At 73.2% G+C, this 17,192-nt stretch carries 14 protein-coding genes; 7 read left to right on the top strand and 7 right to left on the bottom strand.

Features of this window, described 5'->3' with window-relative positions; translation table 11 throughout:
• Positions 1-2: 2 nt before the first annotated feature.
• A complete protein-coding gene (locus tag ACZ59A_RS34260; protein WP_470966917.1) occupies positions 3-3,632 on the top strand; it encodes a lipopolysaccharide biosynthesis protein in 3,630 nt (1,209 codons plus the stop codon).
• Positions 3,633-3,687: 55 nt separating this feature from the next.
• Here the strand turns inward: ACZ59A_RS34260 and ACZ59A_RS34265 are convergent, their stop codons facing one another.
• Positions 3,688-5,013, bottom strand: a complete 1,326-nt coding sequence (locus ACZ59A_RS34265) for a xylan 1,4-beta-xylosidase (protein ID WP_470967094.1) — start codon at positions 5,011-5,013, stop codon at positions 3,688-3,690.
• A 274-nt stretch (positions 5,014-5,287) separates the two neighbouring features.
• Here ACZ59A_RS34265 and ACZ59A_RS34270 point away from each other — a divergent pair, with 274 nt between their 5' ends.
• Positions 5,288-6,385 carry a DUF5925 domain-containing protein gene (locus tag ACZ59A_RS34270; protein WP_470967097.1) on the top strand — a complete coding sequence of 366 codons (1,098 nt, stop codon included), beginning with the start codon at positions 5,288-5,290 and terminating at the stop codon, positions 6,383-6,385.
• 13 nt (positions 6,386-6,398) lie between these two features.
• On the opposite strand, the gene ddaH is transcribed toward ACZ59A_RS34270, so the two are convergent.
• The 3 genes from ddaH to ACZ59A_RS34285 form a co-directional block, all read right to left on the bottom strand.
• Complete coding sequence (gene ddaH, locus ACZ59A_RS34275; RefSeq protein ID WP_470966919.1) at positions 6,399-7,178, bottom strand: dimethylargininase; 780 nt, start codon at positions 7,176-7,178, stop codon at positions 6,399-6,401.
• A gap of 22 nt (positions 7,179-7,200) precedes the next feature.
• A complete protein-coding gene (locus tag ACZ59A_RS34280; RefSeq protein ID WP_470966922.1) occupies positions 7,201-7,575 on the bottom strand; it encodes a GntR family transcriptional regulator in 375 nt (124 codons plus the stop codon).
• Positions 7,576-7,696: 121 nt separating this feature from the next.
• Positions 7,697-8,827 (bottom strand): methyltransferase domain-containing protein, encoded by a 1,131-nt coding sequence (locus ACZ59A_RS34285; RefSeq protein ID WP_470966925.1) that lies wholly within the window; start codon positions 8,825-8,827, stop codon positions 7,697-7,699.
• Between the two features lie 86 nt (positions 8,828-8,913).
• On the opposite strand from ACZ59A_RS34285, the gene ACZ59A_RS34290 reads away from it, so the two are divergent.
• From ACZ59A_RS34290 to ACZ59A_RS34310, 5 genes are all read left to right on the top strand, one after another.
• On the top strand, positions 8,914-9,285 hold the full coding sequence (locus tag ACZ59A_RS34290; RefSeq protein ID WP_470966927.1) for a type II toxin-antitoxin system RelE/ParE family toxin: 372 nt from the start codon (positions 8,914-8,916) through the stop codon (positions 9,283-9,285).
• A complete protein-coding gene (locus ACZ59A_RS34295) occupies positions 9,285-9,620 on the top strand; it encodes a helix-turn-helix domain-containing protein (protein ID WP_470966930.1) in 336 nt (111 codons plus the stop codon). The genes ACZ59A_RS34290 and ACZ59A_RS34295 overlap by 1 nt, the downstream gene beginning before the upstream one ends.
• A gap of 172 nt (positions 9,621-9,792) precedes the next feature.
• Positions 9,793-11,019 carry an MFS transporter gene (locus ACZ59A_RS34300; protein WP_470967100.1) on the top strand — a complete coding sequence of 409 codons (1,227 nt, stop codon included), beginning with the start codon at positions 9,793-9,795 and terminating at the stop codon, positions 11,017-11,019.
• Positions 10,994-12,757: a glycoside hydrolase family 35 protein gene (locus tag ACZ59A_RS34305; protein WP_470966933.1), complete on the top strand. Its 1,764-nt coding sequence runs from the start codon at positions 10,994-10,996 to the stop codon at positions 12,755-12,757. Before ACZ59A_RS34300 ends, ACZ59A_RS34305 begins: the two co-directional genes overlap by 26 nt.
• A gap of 70 nt (positions 12,758-12,827) precedes the next feature.
• A complete protein-coding gene (locus ACZ59A_RS34310) occupies positions 12,828-13,877 on the top strand; it encodes a LacI family DNA-binding transcriptional regulator (protein ID WP_470966935.1) in 1,050 nt (349 codons plus the stop codon).
• 3 nt (positions 13,878-13,880) lie between these two features.
• On the opposite strand, the gene ACZ59A_RS34315 is transcribed toward ACZ59A_RS34310, so the two are convergent.
• From ACZ59A_RS34315 to ACZ59A_RS34325, 3 genes are read right to left on the bottom strand one after another with little or no spacing between them, the layout of a single operon-like run.
• Positions 13,881-14,228 carry a hypothetical protein gene (locus ACZ59A_RS34315; protein ID WP_470966938.1) on the bottom strand — a complete coding sequence of 116 codons (348 nt, stop codon included), beginning with the start codon at positions 14,226-14,228 and terminating at the stop codon, positions 13,881-13,883.
• A gap of 23 nt (positions 14,229-14,251) precedes the next feature.
• Positions 14,252-15,451, bottom strand: a complete 1,200-nt coding sequence (locus ACZ59A_RS34320; protein ID WP_470966940.1) for a type III PLP-dependent enzyme — start codon at positions 15,449-15,451, stop codon at positions 14,252-14,254.
• The gene (locus ACZ59A_RS34325; RefSeq protein WP_470966943.1) at positions 15,448-17,181 is read right to left on the bottom strand and encodes an IucA/IucC family protein; all 1,734 of its coding nucleotides are present in this window, start codon (positions 17,179-17,181) and stop codon (positions 15,448-15,450) included. Before ACZ59A_RS34325 ends, ACZ59A_RS34320 begins: the two co-directional genes overlap by 4 nt.
• Between the last annotated feature and the right edge of the window lie 11 nt (positions 17,182-17,192).

Raw genomic sequence — 17,192 nt, forward strand, 5'->3', positions numbered from 1 at the left:
CCGTGTCCGACACGACCACCCGGGCCGAGGCCGAGGAACAGCTCGCCACCGAGCAGCCGGCCGGCGGCGGCAGCCAGCTGTTCCGCAACGCCTATGCGCTGATGCTCAACACGGGCATCTCGGCCGTCCTCGGCCTCGGCTTCTGGCTGGCCGCGGCCCGCTACTACGCGGAGGACGCGGTCGGCCAGGGCTCGGCGGCCATCGCCGCGATGAAGCTCCTCGCGGGGCTCACCGCCGTGACGCTGACCGGTGCCCTGGCCCGGTTCATCCCGGTCGCCGGGCGCACGACGGGGCGGCTGGTGGGCGCCACGTACGCGGGCAGTTCGGTGGTCGTGGCGTGCGCCGCGGTGGTCTTCCTGCTCACGCTGAACGTCTGGGGCCCCTCGTACCGCTTTCTGCACGGCCCGGTGCACGGCATCGGCTTCGTCATAGCGGTCGTCGGCTGGTCGCTGCTGACGTTGCAGGACGGGGTGCTCACCGGGCTGCGCAGCGCGCTCTGGGTGCCGGTGGGCAACACGGTGTTCTCGGCGGCGAAGCTGCTGCTGCTCGTCGCGCTCGCCGCCACGATCCCGACCGCCGGGGTGTTCGTCTCGTGGGTGATCTCCATCGCGGTGTCCGTGCTGCCGCTGGGCTGGCTGGTCTTCCGGCGGCTGGTGCCGCGGCACGCGAAGGCGACGAAGGACCGGGGGCGGCCCCCGTCGTACCGGGAGATGGGCCGCTTCCTCGCCGGGGACTACACCGGGTCGCTGTTCTCGCTGGCCGTGGTGTACGCGGTGCCGGTGATCGTCGCCTCGCAGGTCAGCGCGGCCGACAACGCGTACTTCTACATCACCACCACGATCGGCGGCACGGTCAATCTGCTCGCCATCAACATGGGCGCGTCGCTGACTGTCGAAGGCTCGCACGACCCGGCCCGGCTCGCCGAGAACTGCCGGGCGGCGCTGCGCCGGATGGCGCGCATCATGCTGCCGGTCTGTCTCGGGCTGTTCGTCTTCGCGCCGCAGATCCTGGGCGTGTTCGGGGCCGGGTACGCGGACGCGGCCGCGCCGCTGCTGCGCTGGTTCGCGGTGGGCGCGGCGCTGCGGGTGGTCATCGAGGTGTACTTCGCGGTGCTGCGGGCGCAGAGCCGCACGTCGGGGCTGGCGTATCTGCAGGGGCTGCTGTGCATGCTGGTGCTGGGGCTGACGTTGGTGCTGCTGCCGCGGATGGGGCTGACCGGGGCGGGGGTCGCGGAGATCTCCAGCCTGGCGGTGATCGCCTCGATCGCGTCGGTGAAGCTGTACCGGGTGGTCACGGTGCGGCCCGCGGCCCCGGCCCCCGCCGAAGCGCGGATTCCGCCGCCGCCCGGCCCTCCCCCGCCGCTGGAGCTGGAGCGGGGCACGGCGCCCGACGGTGATCTGGCGGACCTGGCGGTGGACGGCGACCGGCGCGCCAGGCGTTCCCGTGGCACGCACGACGCCCGCTACGGCACGCGCTGGGCGCTGCGCGCGGCGCTGGACTCGGACACCCTGGCGTTGGGTGTCCGCATGGACTTCGACCATCCAGAGCGCCGCCCCGACACCCGGTACGGACCCCAGGCCGCACCACCCCAGCCCCTCGCTCCTGCCTCGCCCACCGCGTCGTCCGACGCGGGCAGGAGGCGGCCGCGGACCGGCGTGGCCGTCCTGTGGGCGGTGCTGGCCGCCGGCCTCGGCCTCTACTGGCTGCCGCTGCGCGGCATCGACGATGCCTCCCTGGACCGGATGGGCGGGCTCGGGCTCGTCTCCGTGCTGCCCTGGCCGACGCTGCTGGGGGCGGCGCTGCTCGTCGCCGCGTTCGCCGGTGCGCTCGCGCTCGGCCGACAGCCCCGTGCACTCCTCGCCGTCGCCCTGCTGGCCACCGTGGTCTCCCTGCATGCCGTGCCCGCCGTGCTGGAGGCGTATCCGCGGTTCCCGACCGCGTGGCAGCACCTGGGGTTCCTGGACTACATCGGCCGGACCGGGGACGCCGTGCCCGACCTCGACGCGCGCTGGAGCTGGCCGGGCTTCTTCGCCGGGGCCGCGTTCCTCGCCGAGGCGTGCGGCGTACGGGACTTCTCCGCGCTGCTGCGCTGGTGGCCGACGCTCATCCAGCTGCTCTACCTCGCTCCCCTGATGCTGCTGCTGCGCGCGCTGCGGGCGAGCTGGCGGGCCAAGTGGACGGCGGCGTGGCTGTTCGCCCTGAGCGGCTGGGTGGGCCAGGACTACTTCTCGCCGCAGGGGTTCACGTACCTCTTCTATCTGGTGTTCGTCGCCGTGCTGCTGGTGTGGTTCCGCGAACCGCGGGTGCTGGGCGGCAAGCGCAGGCCCGGTGAGGCGGAGGTGGCGGAGGCGACGCGCGGGCAGCGGGCGGCACTGCTCGGGCTGCTGATCGCGCTGTTCGCGGCGTCGGTGGCGGCGCATCAGCTGACCCCGTTCGTGATGCTCGGAGTGGTGACCGCGCTGGTCCTCGTGCGGCGCTCCGATCTGTTCGGGCTGCCGCTGCTGTGCGGGGTGATGGTGGTCGTCTGGATCGGCTTCCTGGCGGAGCCGTACTGGTCGGGCCACTGGGATGAGCTGTTCGGCGGGGTCGGCGGGGTGGGCGGCAATGTGTCGTCGTCCGTCTCCGGCCGGATCGAGGGCGGCAGCAGTGTGCACAAGCTGGTGCTGTACGTACGGGTGGCGCTGGCCGGTGGGGTGCTGGCGGGCGCCTGCTGGGGGGTGCTGCGGCGGCGCGCGGCGGGCTTCACCGAGCGGGCCCTGCTGGTGCTGACCTTCGTACCGTTCCTGGGCTTCGGCATGCAGAGTTACGGCGGTGAGATGGCGCTGCGCGTCTTCATGTTCGCGCTGCCGGGCGCCTGTGTGCTCGGGGCGCTGGCGATCTTCCCGCGGGTGCGGCGGGGCCGCCGGGGTCTGGCGCCGCTGGCGGCCCTGGCCGCGGGGCTGACGCTGATGTCCGGCTTCCTGGTCGCCCGCTGGGGCAATGAGGCGTTCGAGCGGGTGCGGCCCGGCGAGGTCGCGGCCATGGAGTACCTCTACGCGCACGACAAGCCGACCGTGCGGGTGCTGTGGATGAGCGACGACCCCGTCAACAGCGTCACCCCCGCGATGCCGTGGGGCGCGCGGGACATGGAGCGGGTCGCGTACGAGCCCACGCTCGCCCCGCGCGACCCGGTGCTGGTGGGCGGCCTGATGACGGCGCTGCGCGACGCCGGGCCGCAGTCGTATCTGATGGTCGGCCGCGGCCAGTCCGTCTCGCTGCAGCTGGACTCCGGCTACGGGGAGCGCTGGCAGGAGCGGCTGCTGCGCTCCCTGGACCAGCGCCCCGAACTGCGCCGGGTGCTGTCGAACGACGACGCGTCGCTGTACGAGCTGAAGTCACCGCCGCGCGCGGCAGTACCGGAGCCGGAGCCGGGCCCGGCCGGGCCGCAGATCACCTGGACGCCGTGGTCGGTGACCGGCGCGCTGGCGGCGGTGGTGCTGATGGTGCTGCTGGCGGTGCGCGAGGTGGTGCGGGTGGCGATGCCGCCGAGCGTGCGGCGGCTGCGCTGGCTGCAGGGGTCGTACTGGTTCGCGCTGCCGCTGCTGCTGGTGGTGCTGGCGTCGCTGCTGCAGCGGTTCGTGACGATGTCATGAGGGCGATGTCATGAGGGGGTTGCCGCTCGCGCCGACGCGTGCGCCACGGCGTGAGCTACCGATTGAGCCAGCGCACCTCGTACGCGTCCATGGCGAACGACCGCCCGTCGACCTTCGCCTTGATCGACCGGCTCAGGGTGTTGATCACCAGCGTCGCGTCGTCGTCGGCGAGGACCTGCACATTGGGCCGGTCGTCGGCGGCGATGTCCACCGACCGGAAGCGGGTGCCCGGCGGGAACTCGCGGCCGAAGCGGCTCAGCAGCTCCATCATGGGCAGCGCCTCGCCGCCGTCGTCCAGTTCGGTGGGGCGCCACAGGCAGCCGGGGCAGGAGGCGCCCGTCGTCTCCGGGTTCCAGTAGAAGGCGGTGGCGGCGCCGCCGCGGGCCAGCCGGGTCAGCGCGGTGGCCTGCACGGCGACGCGGTGGGCCTCGCTCCAGCGGCCGCGGGCGCCGTCCCGGCTCGTGTCGGCGGCCGGCTCCACGTACCACTCGGCCCACCACACCGGCAGCTTCGTGGTCTCGTCGAGCCAGCGGGTGACGTCCTGGAATTTCTCCGTGGCGCCGAAGGCGTCCGGGATCAGCCGGTCGTCCTCGCGGGTGTAGCTGGAGCCGTCGACCACGACGAAGTCGGCGCCCGCCTTGTGCTCGTTCCAGTACGTGATCGCGTCGACAGAGCGCCGGTCGAGGGTGCCCCAGGGGCCGCTCACCGTGTCGTCGCCGCCCGCCCCGCCGGGCGGGTCGCTGTCGGCGACCACATAGGGCCCGCCGACCATGTTCTTCGGGTTCCGCTTCTTCAGCTCCTCGTAGACGAGGTTGTAGAGCTTGGTGTAGCCCTCGTAGTTCCAGCGGTTCCTGCCGTCGTCGTAGAAGCCCTTGAACTCGTTCCAGACGATGAAGTGGCGCACTTCCGGATAGCGGTCGGCGATCTTTCCGGCGAGCTTCGCGAAGTCCTTGTAGTGGTCGGGGCTCGGCGCGGTCTCCAGGGACTCCTGCGACCAGTCCGTGTCCCCCGGGGTGCCGCCCTTCATCCAGTCGGGCGCACAGCACAGGGTGAGCACGGGCTCGGTGCCGGTCTTGCGCATCAGGGCGACGCGCCGGTCCAGATCCGCGAAATCGTAGCGGCCCGGGGACGGCTCGGGGTTGCCCGCGCCCCAGCCCATGATGTGCTGGTTCTGCGGCATCGGGCTGCCGGACAGCAGCGACTCCGCGGTCTTCCTGGCGCTGTCGGTGCCGCGGTCCGCGCTGTACTGGGTGTGGGTGAAACCCCAGCCCAGACCGGCCGACGCCGCCCGCTCCCGGGCCGAGGCCGACGCCCCGGGCCGCCCCGCGCCGTCACCCGGCCAGCTGGTGCATGTGGTCAGCAGCAGGGCCAGCGTGGCCATGCCGACGGCGAGGAGTGCGGTGATCCGCCACCGCCGCGCTCCCGATAATCCCGCCCGGAATTCCGCCCACGATCCCACCCGCGCCCCGCCCCGTTCCCGTCCTTGACGTCCTACAAAGGGTAAGAGTATCCCTGAACGCCCCCATTCCGGTGGGCTTCTTCGGAACAGCTCGGTAAACGGCCGTAAACCCCGGTGCGCCGATGCCCCTCGTGCTGGATCATGGGGCAGGGTGCGCCGACCGCCGCATCCGGACCGCTCGCTCAGGAGGCAGACCCTGCCCGCTACACCCGCCGAACAGTCCCTTCCGATCCGGCTGAATGTCGATGACAGCGATTCGCCGTCGGATGTTGTCGACGCGCTCTTCCTCGGCCGCTTCGCGACCGGAGAGCAGCCGTATGCCCGCAGCCACTCCGTCGACCGGGTGAAGTCGGGCGCCACGCTGCTGCCGCCCGCCGCGACCGTGCTGCGCGCGGCCCGCGACGACGACCGCAGCGCCACGCTCGCCGAGGGCGACGGCTGGACCCTGCTGGTGTCCCGGTGGAACCGGGGCGCGGACGTGACCGTGACCGCGGTCGAGGACGACCTTGCTGAAAAGGTGCTGCGCCAGGCGGTCGACGGCGCGGAGGACGAGCCCGAGCCCCAGCCGGAGAACGTGTCGATGGGCTTCTGGTACGTCTCACCGCGCCGCGGCCCGCACCGCACCACCCGCCAGATCGCGGCCGGGACCTGGGAGGAGATCCGCGACAACTACACCGGGCCGGTCGCCGAGGCCATGGACGGGCTGATGAAGGTCACCCCGGACGACATCGCGGGCCGCCTCCTGCTGCTGCACGGTCCGCCCGGCACCGGCAAGACGTCCGCGCTGCGCACCCTCGCCCGCTCCTGGCGCGACTGGTGCCAGGTGGACTGCGTGCTGGACCCGGAGCGGCTGTTCACCGACGTCGGCTATCTGATGGACATCGCCATCGGCGAGGACGACGGCTCCGCCAAGGGCCGCTGGCGGCTACTGCTCCTGGAGGACTGCGACGAGCTGATCCGCGGCGAGGCCAAGCACACCGCGGGCCAGGCGCTGTCCCGGCTGCTCAACCTGACGGACGGTCTGCTGGGCCAGGGGCGCAACGTCCTGGTCGGTGTGACCACCAACGAGGATCTGGAGCGGCTGCACCCGGCGGTGGTCCGCCCCGGCCGCTGCCTGGCCCGTATCGAGGTCGGCAAGCTGAACCGTACGGAGGCGGTCAACTGGCTCGGCGCGGAAGAGGGCATCGGCCGGGACGGCGCGACCCTCGCGGAGCTGTTCGCCCTCCGCCGCGGCACCCGCCCCGCCTCGGTCCCCATCCAGCCGGGCGAGACGGACGCGGGGCTGTACCTGTAGGGCCCCCGCGTCTTCAGACGTACAGCTCCCGCAGCCGCACCGACAGACAGGTCACACAGCCCTCCATCTTCTCGAACTCGCCGATGTCCACCGGCACCGGCGTATACCCGAGGTCGGCGAAGAGCGCCGCGCTGCGCGGCGCGCTCGCCGCCATCAGCAGCCTGCCGCCGCCCAGCAGCACCACATGCGCCCCCGACTCCTCGGGCACCGGCAGAAAGCGCGGAAAGGCGGCCGGGTCGTCGACCAGCGGCGGATACCCGATCACGGTGCCGTCCGGCAGCGCCGTGACCGCCGACTTCAGATGCAGCACCTTGCTGACTGGTACGGCCACCACCCGCGCCCCCAACGGCTCGAAGGCGGCGCGCACCTGCCGCACGCCCTCCCCGTTCGTCCGGCCGCCGCGCCCCACGTACACCGTGTCGCCGATCTTCAGCACATCGCCGCCCTCCAGCGTCCCCGGCTCCCGCACCCGGCCCACCGAACAGCCGAGCGCCGCCACGGCCGCCTCGGCGGCCGCGGTCTCGGGGCGGCGGGACTCAGCGCCGGGGCGGGCGATCAGCGCGACGTTCCGGTAGAGGACCATCGTGTCCTCGACGAAGACCCCGTCCGGGCACGCGTCGACGGGGTCCGCCTCCACCGTCTCCCAGCCGTGCGTCCGCAGGGCGGCGACGTAAGCCTCCCACTGCCGCAGCGCGAGCGCGGCGTCGACCGGCTTGCGGTCGATGTGCGTGACGAGCCCGTCGGCGAGACGCGGGCTCGGGCGGCGGACCAGGGCTATGCGGCTGGTGGTCATCGGCTCCCCTTGTCTTTTCGGGTCACTCACCGTACGCCGCACGCAGCGCGTCCTCGACGGCGCCGAGCGCCGCCGCCCGGTCCAGCCCGAGCCGCTGGACCCGCTGGGCGTACGCCTGCGCCGCCTCGGCGGCCCGACGCCCGGCCGCGTCACCGGCCGCCGCGACGAACGTGCCATGGCGGCCACGGGTCTCGATCACCCCGTCCGCCTCCAGCGCGCGGTACGCCTTGGCGACGGTGTTCGCCGCCAGCCCCAGCTCCTCGGCGAAGCCACGTACGGTCGGCAGCTTGTACCCCACGGGCAGCTGCCCGGAACGCGCCTGCTCCGCGATCTGCACGCGGATCTGCTCGAAGGGCGCGGTCGCCGCGTCGGCGTCGACGGTGATCTGCAAGGCCACGTGGGGCTCCTGGGGGTGCGTGCGGGTGAGGGGACGGACTTTGTCGCACCCATTGTGTGCCGCCTCGGGTACGTCCGGAAATTCGGAGGCGGGCCACCACTGACCGGCCGCCGCGGAACCGTCACCCCGACGCCTTCAGCACCACCAGCCGGTCCGGGCCGTCCGGGGTGGACGCGATGGCGTCGTCCGGCTCGTGCCAGTGGACGGCGAACCGGTCTCCGGCGCGGTACGCCGCCACGCCCGCACGGCAGTACGCCACCATGTCGTCCGGCAGGGCATCCAGCGCGAACCAGCCGATCTCCGAGCACTTGTGCGGCTCCCGGTTCTCCGGCTCCGGCCCGCCCTCCCTCAGCTCCGCCTCGAAGAACCAGCCCGTGCGGGCCGTGCCCGTGGGCGACTTGTGCTGCATGACGAGCGCCACGCGCACCTCGTCCGGGGTGAGCCGGATGCCGATCTCCTCCGCCGTCTCGCGGATCACCGCGGTCCGTACGTCCTCGCCGTCCTCCACATGGCCGGACGGCGCGTGCAGCAGTCCGTCCGCGTATCCCGTGCCCGCGCGGCGCGCGAGCAGGAGGTGGTCGCCGCGCCGCAGCAGCAGATGGACGTCGACGATCTCGGCGTGCCGCCGGGGCGGGGCGAGGGCCGCGCGCAGGACATAGCGCTCGTCGCGCACCGGCCGCCCCCAGAGCGCCGCGTCCGCCGACAGCTGTTCGACGTACGTACGGGAGGCCAGCGGCTCGACCATGCGGGTCAGGTCACCGGCCGTCAGCCCGACCGGATCCGACTCGCCCCAGCGGCCCTCGATCAGCACCAGCGTCCCGCCCGGCCGCAGCAGCCGCGCCCACCTCCGCAGCACCGCCTCCTGATCGGGCAGCAGCCACAGCAGATGGCGCGCCAGGACGACGTCGAAGCCGCCCTCCTCCACCGGCGGCGCCGCCGCGTCCCCGACGAGCACGGTGGCGTTCGTCCCGGCGAGCTTGGCGCGGGCGCGCTCAGCCATCCGCGGCGACCGGTCGACGCCCGTCACCCGGTGGCCCTGCTCGGCGGCGAGGAGGGCCAGGCTGCCCGTGCCGCAGCCGAGGTCGAGCACATCGCGGGGCCGCCCCGGCAGCCAGTCCCGCAGCCGCGCCGCCCACGCCTCCCGCACGGCCGGATCGCGCAGCCCGTGATCCGGCTCGTCGTCGAACGCCGCCGCGGCGGCGTCCCAGTAGTCGGCGGTCCCGTGCCCGGCGATCGATCCCTCAGCGCACATACGGCGAATCGTCGCACCCGCCACTGACAGCGCCTCGGGTCCAGCCCCGCTTGAGGATGTCGTTGACGACATATACCGTTCACGACATGAACGCCCTGTACGTCATCGAGGTCGAGCCCGAGATCAGGACCTGGCTCGAACTCTTACCCGGCAAGCTCTACCGCAAGGTGGAGGCCTACGCCGAGTTGTTGGCCGAGCTGGGGCCACAGGTCCCGATGCCCTACGCCCGTCCGCTGCGCGATGGAGTGAGCGAGCTACGCCCCAGCCTCGACGGCGTGCAGACGCGAGTGACTTACTGGATCACGGACGACCGCCGTGTCGTCCTGCTCACCGTGTTCCGCAAGACCAGAGCCCATGAGGAAGCGCAGATCAGCAGGGCGGTACTGGCGAAGAAGGAGTGCGAAGCCGAGCATGGCCCGGCGCATTCAGAGTTCATCCGCACGGAAGGAGACCAGTGATGGGACACAGCCGTTGGAAGTTGGCGCGTGAACGAGAGCTGACCGAGGGGCACCGGGAGACCGCCGAGGTCGAACAGGAGCGCCAAGAGCATCGGCTGTCGATGGCGCTGGCCAAGGTCGTCTACGACCGCCGCGTGGAACTCGGGCTTTCGCAGAGTGAGCTGGCCACCCGTACCGGGCTGACCCAGGCCAAGATCTCCCGGATCGAGGGGTCCGACACCGTTCCCACTCTGCCCCTGCTCGCAAAGCTGGCCAAGGGGCTGAACGCGTCCTTGAACATCGCCATCGACGAGGACGACGCACAGGTGACGCTCACTGCCCACGAAGCGGCTTAAGGATCGCACCCCCGCGAGGGGCATCCGACCGGGGAGTCCGGCGCCGACCCCCAGGGGTACCCAGTCACGTCTTGACGGCAAAAATGTTAGCGGTAACACTCAGCTGGTGGACAACGTGGACAAGCACGTGGACCAGACCTCGGATCCCTCCCGACCCGACCCCGCGTCACCGCTGTTCAGCCGCGCCGCGGTGATCGCGTCCTGCCTCGGCTTCATCCTCATCGGCGCGCTGCAGGCCCTCTACGGACCGTCGATCCCCGCCTTCCGCGACGACTACGGGCTGTCGCCGTCGGCCGCCGGGCTCGCCCTGAGCGCGCACTTCGTCGGCGGGGTCGCGGGCGTCCTCGGCTTCGACCGGCTCTTCGGCCGGGTCGGCAACCGCACGATGCTCGGCTGCTCGTATCTGCTCATGGCGGGCGGCGCGGCCGGGTTCGCGCTGGCCCCCCGATGGCCGCTCGCGCTGGGCATGGCGCTGGTCGCGGGGCTCGGCTTCGGCGGCATCGACTACGGGCTGAACCAGCTGTTCGCGGTCGGCTTCGGGCGGCGCAGCGCCGCCATGCTCAACGTCCTCAACGCCTATTTCGGCATCGGCGCGATCCTCGGCCCGGCCCTCATCGGCCTGGTCGGGGCGGAGCACTACGCCGTGGTGTTCCTGGGCTTCGCCGTGCTCACGCTGCCGCTCGTGCTGTGTCTGGCCGGGGTGCGGGACGAGGCACCGGCGCGCGACACCACCGAAGCGGTGACCGCCGCCGGGGTACGCACCCGGAGCCTGGCCACCGTCCTGGGCGCGTTCGTGCTGCTCTACGTCCTCCATGTCGGCGTCGAGTCCGGGGTCGGGGGCTGGGAGCCCACCCATCTGGAGACGGTCGGGTACGGCGCGACCGCCGCCGCCTCGGCGACCTCCGTGTACTGGCTGATGATGACCGTCGGCCGCTTCCTGGCCGTCCCGCTCGCGCTGCGCTGGCCCGCCCCGGCGATCATCGCGGTCAGCTGTGCGGGCATGACCGTCTGTCTGCTGCTCGCCGCGGTCCCGGCCCTGGCCCCGTACGCGTACGCGGGCGTCGGCCTGTTCATCGCGCCGGTCTTCCCCACCGGTCTGCCCTGGCTGGCCCGGGCGGCGCCGCGCGCCCGCCGGGCCGGGGCGCTGGTGATCGCCGCCTCGATGATCGGCGGGGTGGCCGCGGGGCCCGTGCTCGGCAAGGCGATCGAGCTGGCGGGCATCCGCGCCGTACCGCTCGTCCTGGGCGGTGTCTCGGCCGTCTGCCTGATCACCACCATCTGGCTGATCCGCGCCACGTCCTCGTCCGTATCCCTGACGAACACCACCCCCACCGCACCCGCTCCCGCGGTTGCGGTCGAAAGGACTTCGGCCCATGCCCGCCCTGACACTCGGCGATGACGGCTTCCTGCTCCGCGGCAAGCCCTTCCGGATCCTCTCCGGCGCCCTCCACTACTTCCGCACCCACCCCGACCAGTGGGCCGACCGGCTGCGCAAGGCCCGGCTGCTGGGGCTCAACACGGTCGAGACGTACGTCCCCTGGAATCTGCACCAGCCCTCGCCGGACGGCCCGCTCGACCTCGACGGGCTGCTGGACCTCCCCCGCTTCCTGGAACTCGCCCGGGCCGAGGGGCTGTACGTCCTGCTGCGCCCCGGCCCGTACATCTGCGCCGAGTGGGAGGGCGGCGGGCTGCCCTCCTGGCTGACCGCGGATCCGGACATCCGGCAGCGCAGCAGCGATCCGCGGTTCACCGGGGCCGTGGACGCGTACCTCGATCTGCTGATGCCCCCGCTCGCCCCGCATATGGCGGAGTCCGGCGGTCCGGTCATCGCGGTCCAGGTGGAGAACGAGTACGGCGCCTACGGCGACGACACCGCCTATCTCGCCCATCTGGCCGACGCCCTGCGCAAGCGCGGCGTCGAGGAGCTGCTGTTCACCTGCGACCAAGCCGACAAGGCGAAGCTGGCGGCCGGAAGCCTGCCCGGGGTGCTCTCCACCGGCACCTTCGGCGGCAGGATCGGCGACTCGCTGGAGGTGCTGCGCGCCCACCAGGAGAGCGGGCCGCTGATGTGCGCCGAGTTCTGGATCGGCTGGTTCGACCACTGGGGCGAGCCGCACCATGTGCGGGCGGCGGACGACGCGGCCGCCGATCTGGACGCGCTGCTGTCGGCGGGGGCGTCGGTGAACATCTACATGTTCCACGGCGGCACCAACTTCGCCTTCACCAGCGGCGCGAACCACGATCACGCCTACGCGCCGGCCGTCACCTCCTACGACTACGACGCGGTGCTGACCGAATGCGGCGACCCGGGCCCCAAGTACGCGGCGTTCCGCGAGGTCATCGCCCGCCACGCGGCCGTACCGGACGAGCCCGTCCCGGAGCCGTCGCCCAAGCTGCCGCCGACCGAGGTCCGGCTGACCGCCTCGGCGAACGCCCTGGTCAGCGCCGAATTCCTGGCCCCGGCGGAACACTTCACCGACCCGCCCACCATGGAGGCGCTCGGCCAGAACTACGGCTTCGTCCTCTACGGCACCGAGCTGCCCGCCATCGGCGACCGCGTGCTGCACTTCACGGGCGGAGTCGGCGACCGGGCGCAGGTGTTCGTCAACGGCGCCCCGGCCGGGGTCGTCGAACGCGAGCGCCACGAGGACAGCCTGCACGTGCGCAGCCCCGAATACGGCGCCCGGCTGGACATCCTGGTGGAGAACATGGGCCGCGCCAATTACGGCGCCCGCATCGGCGACCCCAAGGGCATCACCGGTCCGGTCACCCTCGACGGCGAGCCGCTGGAGAACTGGACCTGCCACCGCCTCCCCCTCGATGAGCTCCCCGAACTCCCCTTCCGCACCACGGACACCCCCGTCGCGGGCCCGGCCTTCCACCGCGGCACCTTCACGGTGGACTCCCCCGCCGACGCGTTTCTCGCCCTGCCCGGCTGGACCAAGGGCCTGGCCTGGGTCAACGGCTTCAACCTGGGCCGCTACTGGTCGCGCGGCCCGCAGCGGCGGCTGTACGTACCGGCACCGGTGCTGAAGGCGGGCGAGAACGAGCTGACCCTGCTGGAGCTACAGTCGGCGACGACCCGGGTGGCCCACCTCGTCGACGCACCGGACCTGGGCTGGACCGCTCAGGACTGACCCGGAAGCCCTGCCCCGGGCGCGGCCGCGCGCCCGGGGCGAGCACCCTTTCGTGAAGGAGCCGAACCGCATGGCGGAGCCACCCCGCACCCCCGCCCGGCGCCGCCGCCCCACCACCGGCGGCAAGGTGGTCATGGCGGACGTCGCCCGGCGCGCCGGGGTCTCCGACCAGACCGTCTCCCGCGTCCTCAACGACCACCCGCGGGTACGCGCCGAGACCCGCGAGCGCGTCCGCGCCGCCATGCGCGAGCTGGGCTACCGGCCCACGGCCAGCGCCCGCACCCTGGCCAGCGGCCGCAGCCGCACCCTCGGTGTGCTCTCCTTCGACGCGGCCCGTTTCGGCCCGGCCGCCACGCTCGCCGGGATCAACGAGGCCGCGCAGGCGGCCGGTTACCTCGTCAGCACGATCGCCCTCACCGCCGCCGACCAGGCCGCCGTGACCGGCGCGGTGGACCGCCTGCTCGGCCAGGGCGCCGACGGCATCATCGCCATCGCGCCGCAGCGCTCGGTCGGCCAGGCCCTGGTCGAGGCGGAGCACGGCATCCCCATGGTCACCCTGGACAAGAGCTTCGGCGCGCATATCCCGGTCGTCGCGGGCGACTCCGCGTCCGGCGCCCGCCAGGCCACCGATCACCTCCTCGGCCTGGGCCACCGCACCGTCCACCACATCGCGGGCCCCACCGGCTGGATCGCCGCCGAGGCCCGCGTCGACGGCTGGCGCGCCGCGCTGACGGCCGCGGGCGCCGAGGTCCACGAGCCGCTGCTCGGCGACTGGAGCGCGGACTCCGGCTACGACCTCGGCCGCCGCATCGCCCGGCGGTCCGGCCTCACCGCGCTGTTCGTCTCCAACGACCAGATGGCGGTCGGCGTCCTGCGCGCCCTCCACGAGGCGGGCCGCCGGGTCCCCGAGGACGTCAGCGTGGTCGGCTACGACGACATCCCCGAGGCCGCCCATCTGCTCCCGCCGCTCACCACGGTCCGCACCGACTTCGCCGAGATCGGCCGCCGCTGCCTGACCCTGATGCTCGACCAGCTCGACCGCTCCCCGGAGCCCGGGGTCCGCGTGACCATCCCCACCGAACTGGTCGTCCGCCGCAGCACGGCCCCGGCTCCCGCGTAGCGCCTACGGCTCCTTCCGGCGCCAGGGCGGACCGTACGGGAGCCAGAGGGCGGCGAGCCCCGCCAGCCCGTAGCCGGTGTGCACGAGGCCCCGCACGAGGAGGTCTTCGTGCCGCCCGGCCTGTGCGTTCTTCCGCTCCTGGTACGTCGAGGTGCCCGTCAGGCGGTGACCGTCGTACAACGCGCAGGTCTGGCCCGGCCGCATGGGCCCCGGATGGTCCTCGCCATGCTCGTCCAGGATGACGCCCGGGCACGGGGCTCCGGTGGCGGCCGCCACGCTTCCGAGCAGCGAGAACACCCCCCATGCCACCGGCAGAAGGAACAACAGCGTCAAGCCGCCGCGGAATTTCACGCCGCCACTCCGCCCGGCCGACATCATGGTCGCTCCGCCAGATAGTGGAAGCCCGGCTTCGGGTGCATGAGGAAGTCGTGGTGCGAGATGTTCCAGGCGTACGCGCCCGTCAGCGCGAAGGCGACGCGGTCCCCGGCGCGCAGCTCCGTGACCGGGACGCCGCGGGCCAGGACGTCCTTCGGGGTGCACAACTGGCCGACCAGGGTGACCGGTTCGCCGCGGGCGGCGGGGCGGGGCCAGGGATGGGGCCAGGGGGTGGCGGGGAGCACCTGGAAGGGGTGGTCGTGCTGTTTGGCGGCCGGGGTGCGGAGGTGGTGGGTGCCGCCGCGGAGGACCGCGAACGCCTCGCCGCGGCTGTGCTTGAGGTCCAGCACCTCCGTGACGTACCAGCCGCAGTACGCCGTCAGCGCCCGGCCCGGCTCGATCCGCAGGGTCAGCCCGGGGTTCCGGTCGGCGACGCCGGCCAGGCCCTCGCCGTACGCCTTCCAGTCGAAGCGGGCGTCGGGGCGGGTGTAGTCCACGCCCATCCCGCCGCCCACGTTGACCTCGGTCAGGCCCAGGCCGTGGCGGGTGGACAGCTCGCGCGTCCAGTCGGCGATCCGCCCGGCCACGGCGGTCTGGGACGGGGCGTCGAGGCCGCTCGCGAGGTGGGCGTGGATGCCGCGCAGGCGGAGCGGGCCGCCCTCGGTGAAGAGCGGCAGGCATTGCTCCACCCGGTCCGGGTCGAGGCCGAAGGGGCTGGGGCGGCCGCCCATGGCGAGCGCCGCGCCGCCCAGCGCCTCGTCGGTCAGGGGGAGGTTGACGCGGAGCAGGACGTCCACGGAACGCCCCTCGGCGAGGGCGGCGAGCAGCCGCAGTTCGTGCTCGCTCTCCACATGGAACCGCTCCACCCCCAGCTCCAGCGCCCGCCGCAGCTCCGTCTCCGTCTTGCCCGGACCTCCGAAGGCGAGCGGCCGTTCGGGGACGGCCTCGCGGACGTGGGCCAGTTCGCCGCCCGAGGCGACCTCGTAGCCGGTGACGTACGGGGCGAGCGCGCGCAGGACCGGCGGCTCCGGGTTGGCCTTCGCCGCGTAGTACAGCTCGACGTCCGACGGGAGCGCGGCCCGTATCTCCCGGGCGTGGACGGCGAGGGCGGCGAGGTCGTAGACGTACGCGGGGAGGCCGTCCCCGGTGAGCGTCCCGGCGAGTTCGATGGCCTCGGGGGAGAGATGCGGGGTGTTCAACGGGCGCTCCCGGGGGCAATCACGCGGGCCGCCTCGGACAGCAGGTCGGAGGCGAGTGGGCTGGCGATACGGACGTAACCGGCGTCGCGGTCCGCCTTGCGGCCCCAGCGGGTCAGCAGGTTGGCCTTGGCGGGCAGCGGCACGCCCGCGACCAGGGCGCGCAGCGCGGGCGGGTCGTCGTGGGCGGCGGAGCGTTCGCACAGGACGCGGCGGACCGCCGACCACAGGTCGGGCTCCAGCCGGGGGTGGCGGTCGGCGAGGGCGGCGACCATCTCGGCGAGGTGGTTGACCAGCAGGCAGTACACCACCCGGTCCCAGCCGCGCTCGCGCCCGTACGTCATGGGGCTGGCCACCGCCTCGGGCAGCGCCGCGAGGGCGGCGGCGTGGTGGCCGGACACCAGCTTGGTGCCCTCCAGATCGCGGAAGAGCACCTGGCGCGGGGTGCCGGTGGCGTCCACGCCGATGACCACGTTCTGCAGGTGGGGTTCGAGGACCACGCCGTGGTCGAAGTAGGCGGCCAGGACGGGCGGTACGAGGAGGTCGAGATACGCCTGCCACCAGGCGAGGGCGTGATCGGGGCCGGTGCCGCCGAGGAGGTGGGAGAGCTGGGCGCCGCTCGTCGGGTACTCGTCGGCTACGGCCGCGGCCAGCAGCCCGGTCAGCCCGGGCCGCAGCCGGGCGTCCAGCCCCTCGCGGACGATCACGCCGAAGCCCTCGGAGAGGTGGCGGTCGTCGAGGTCGAGCGTGCGGTAGCCGGGTTCGCGCAGCAGGTCGGCGCCGGGGAAGCGGGCGGCGAGGTCGGCGGCGACCGGCTCCAGCAGCCGGGTGAGGGCGACGGCGCCGGACAGCTCGTAGTCGGCGTTCTTGCGGAGGCAGTTGGTGATGCGCACGTTCAGGCTGAACTTGAGGAAGTCCCGGCCGTCGTAGAGCGTGCGGACCGAGGCGGTCGGCGCGAAGTCCGGCCCGCCGGGCCCCAGGTCGAGAAGGTCGCCGCGGTCGAGCGCCGCCCGCAGCACCCGGTGCTCGCGGAGCATGGCGTACTGCCAGGGGTGGGCGGGCAGCAGCCGGTAGCCGTCGGGGACCGGCCGCTGGCGGTCCAGCGGCGCCAGCGCCCCGGCGTACGCGGACTCCTCCCGTACGAACTCCCGGCGCACGGCGAGGTGGTGCAGCGGGAAGCGGGCACCGGCCTCGGGCGCGAACAGCGACCAGGAGGCGGGGCTTCCGGTGCGGGCCTTGGGGGTGGGGTGGAAGCGGTGGCCGAAGAAGAGCGACTGTTCGGAGGCCAGATAGGCGTCGGGGGCGGGGTTCCCCGCGGCCTTCTCCCGCTCCTCCAGGGCCGCCGTCATGCCCGCGTGGCTGGAGGCGACCTGCGCCAGGAACTCGTCGTTGCGGACCCCCGTGCGCAGCTGGAGTTCCCGCTGGATGCGCTCGGCCAGCCCGCGCCAAGTGACCTCCGCCCAGACGCCGTCGCGCTGTTCGCTGACCGGTCCGGTGAACCGGTGCGCGCCGATCAGCGACGTGCGGCGCAGCCCCACCCGCAGCAGGACCCCGCTGCGGGGCAGCCGCAGCCGCAGCCGGCCGTCGGCCACGACGGTCTGGTGTTCCGGGCCCGACACCTCGCGCAGCAGACAGTTGAGGAGGGTGTGGGCGGTCGCCTGGTCGGCGGAGACCGGCGCCGTGACGGGCGCGACCGGTGAGACGGCCGAGGAGGGCGAGGAGGTCGTAGGCATGGAGCGGCTCC

It is taken from the genome of Streptomyces sp. NPDC040405, assembly GCF_055595765.1.

What these genes read in the sequence shown, in the direction of transcription:
- ACZ59A_RS34265 (WP_470967094.1), bottom strand. Translation starts at nt 5,013, where the DNA reads ATGGCCACGCTGGCCCTGCTGCTGACCACATGCACCAGCTGGCCGGGT.
- ddaH (WP_470966919.1), bottom strand. Translation starts at nt 7,178, where the DNA reads ATGACCACCAGCCGCATAGCCCTGGTCCGCCGCCCGAGCCCGCGTCTC.
- ACZ59A_RS34285 (WP_470966925.1), bottom strand. Translation starts at nt 8,827, where the DNA reads ATGTGCGCTGAGGGATCGATCGCCGGGCACGGGACCGCCGACTACTGG.
- ACZ59A_RS34290 (WP_470966927.1), top strand. Translation starts at nt 8,914, where the DNA reads ATGAACGCCCTGTACGTCATCGAGGTCGAGCCCGAGATCAGGACCTGG.
- ACZ59A_RS34295 (WP_470966930.1), top strand. Translation starts at nt 9,285, where the DNA reads ATGGGACACAGCCGTTGGAAGTTGGCGCGTGAACGAGAGCTGACCGAG.
- ACZ59A_RS34305 (WP_470966933.1), top strand. Translation starts at nt 10,994, where the DNA reads ATGCCCGCCCTGACACTCGGCGATGACGGCTTCCTGCTCCGCGGCAAG.
- ACZ59A_RS34310 (WP_470966935.1), top strand. Translation starts at nt 12,828, where the DNA reads ATGGCGGAGCCACCCCGCACCCCCGCCCGGCGCCGCCGCCCCACCACC.
- ACZ59A_RS34325 (WP_470966943.1), bottom strand. Translation starts at nt 17,181, where the DNA reads ATGCCTACGACCTCCTCGCCCTCCTCGGCCGTCTCACCGGTCGCGCCC.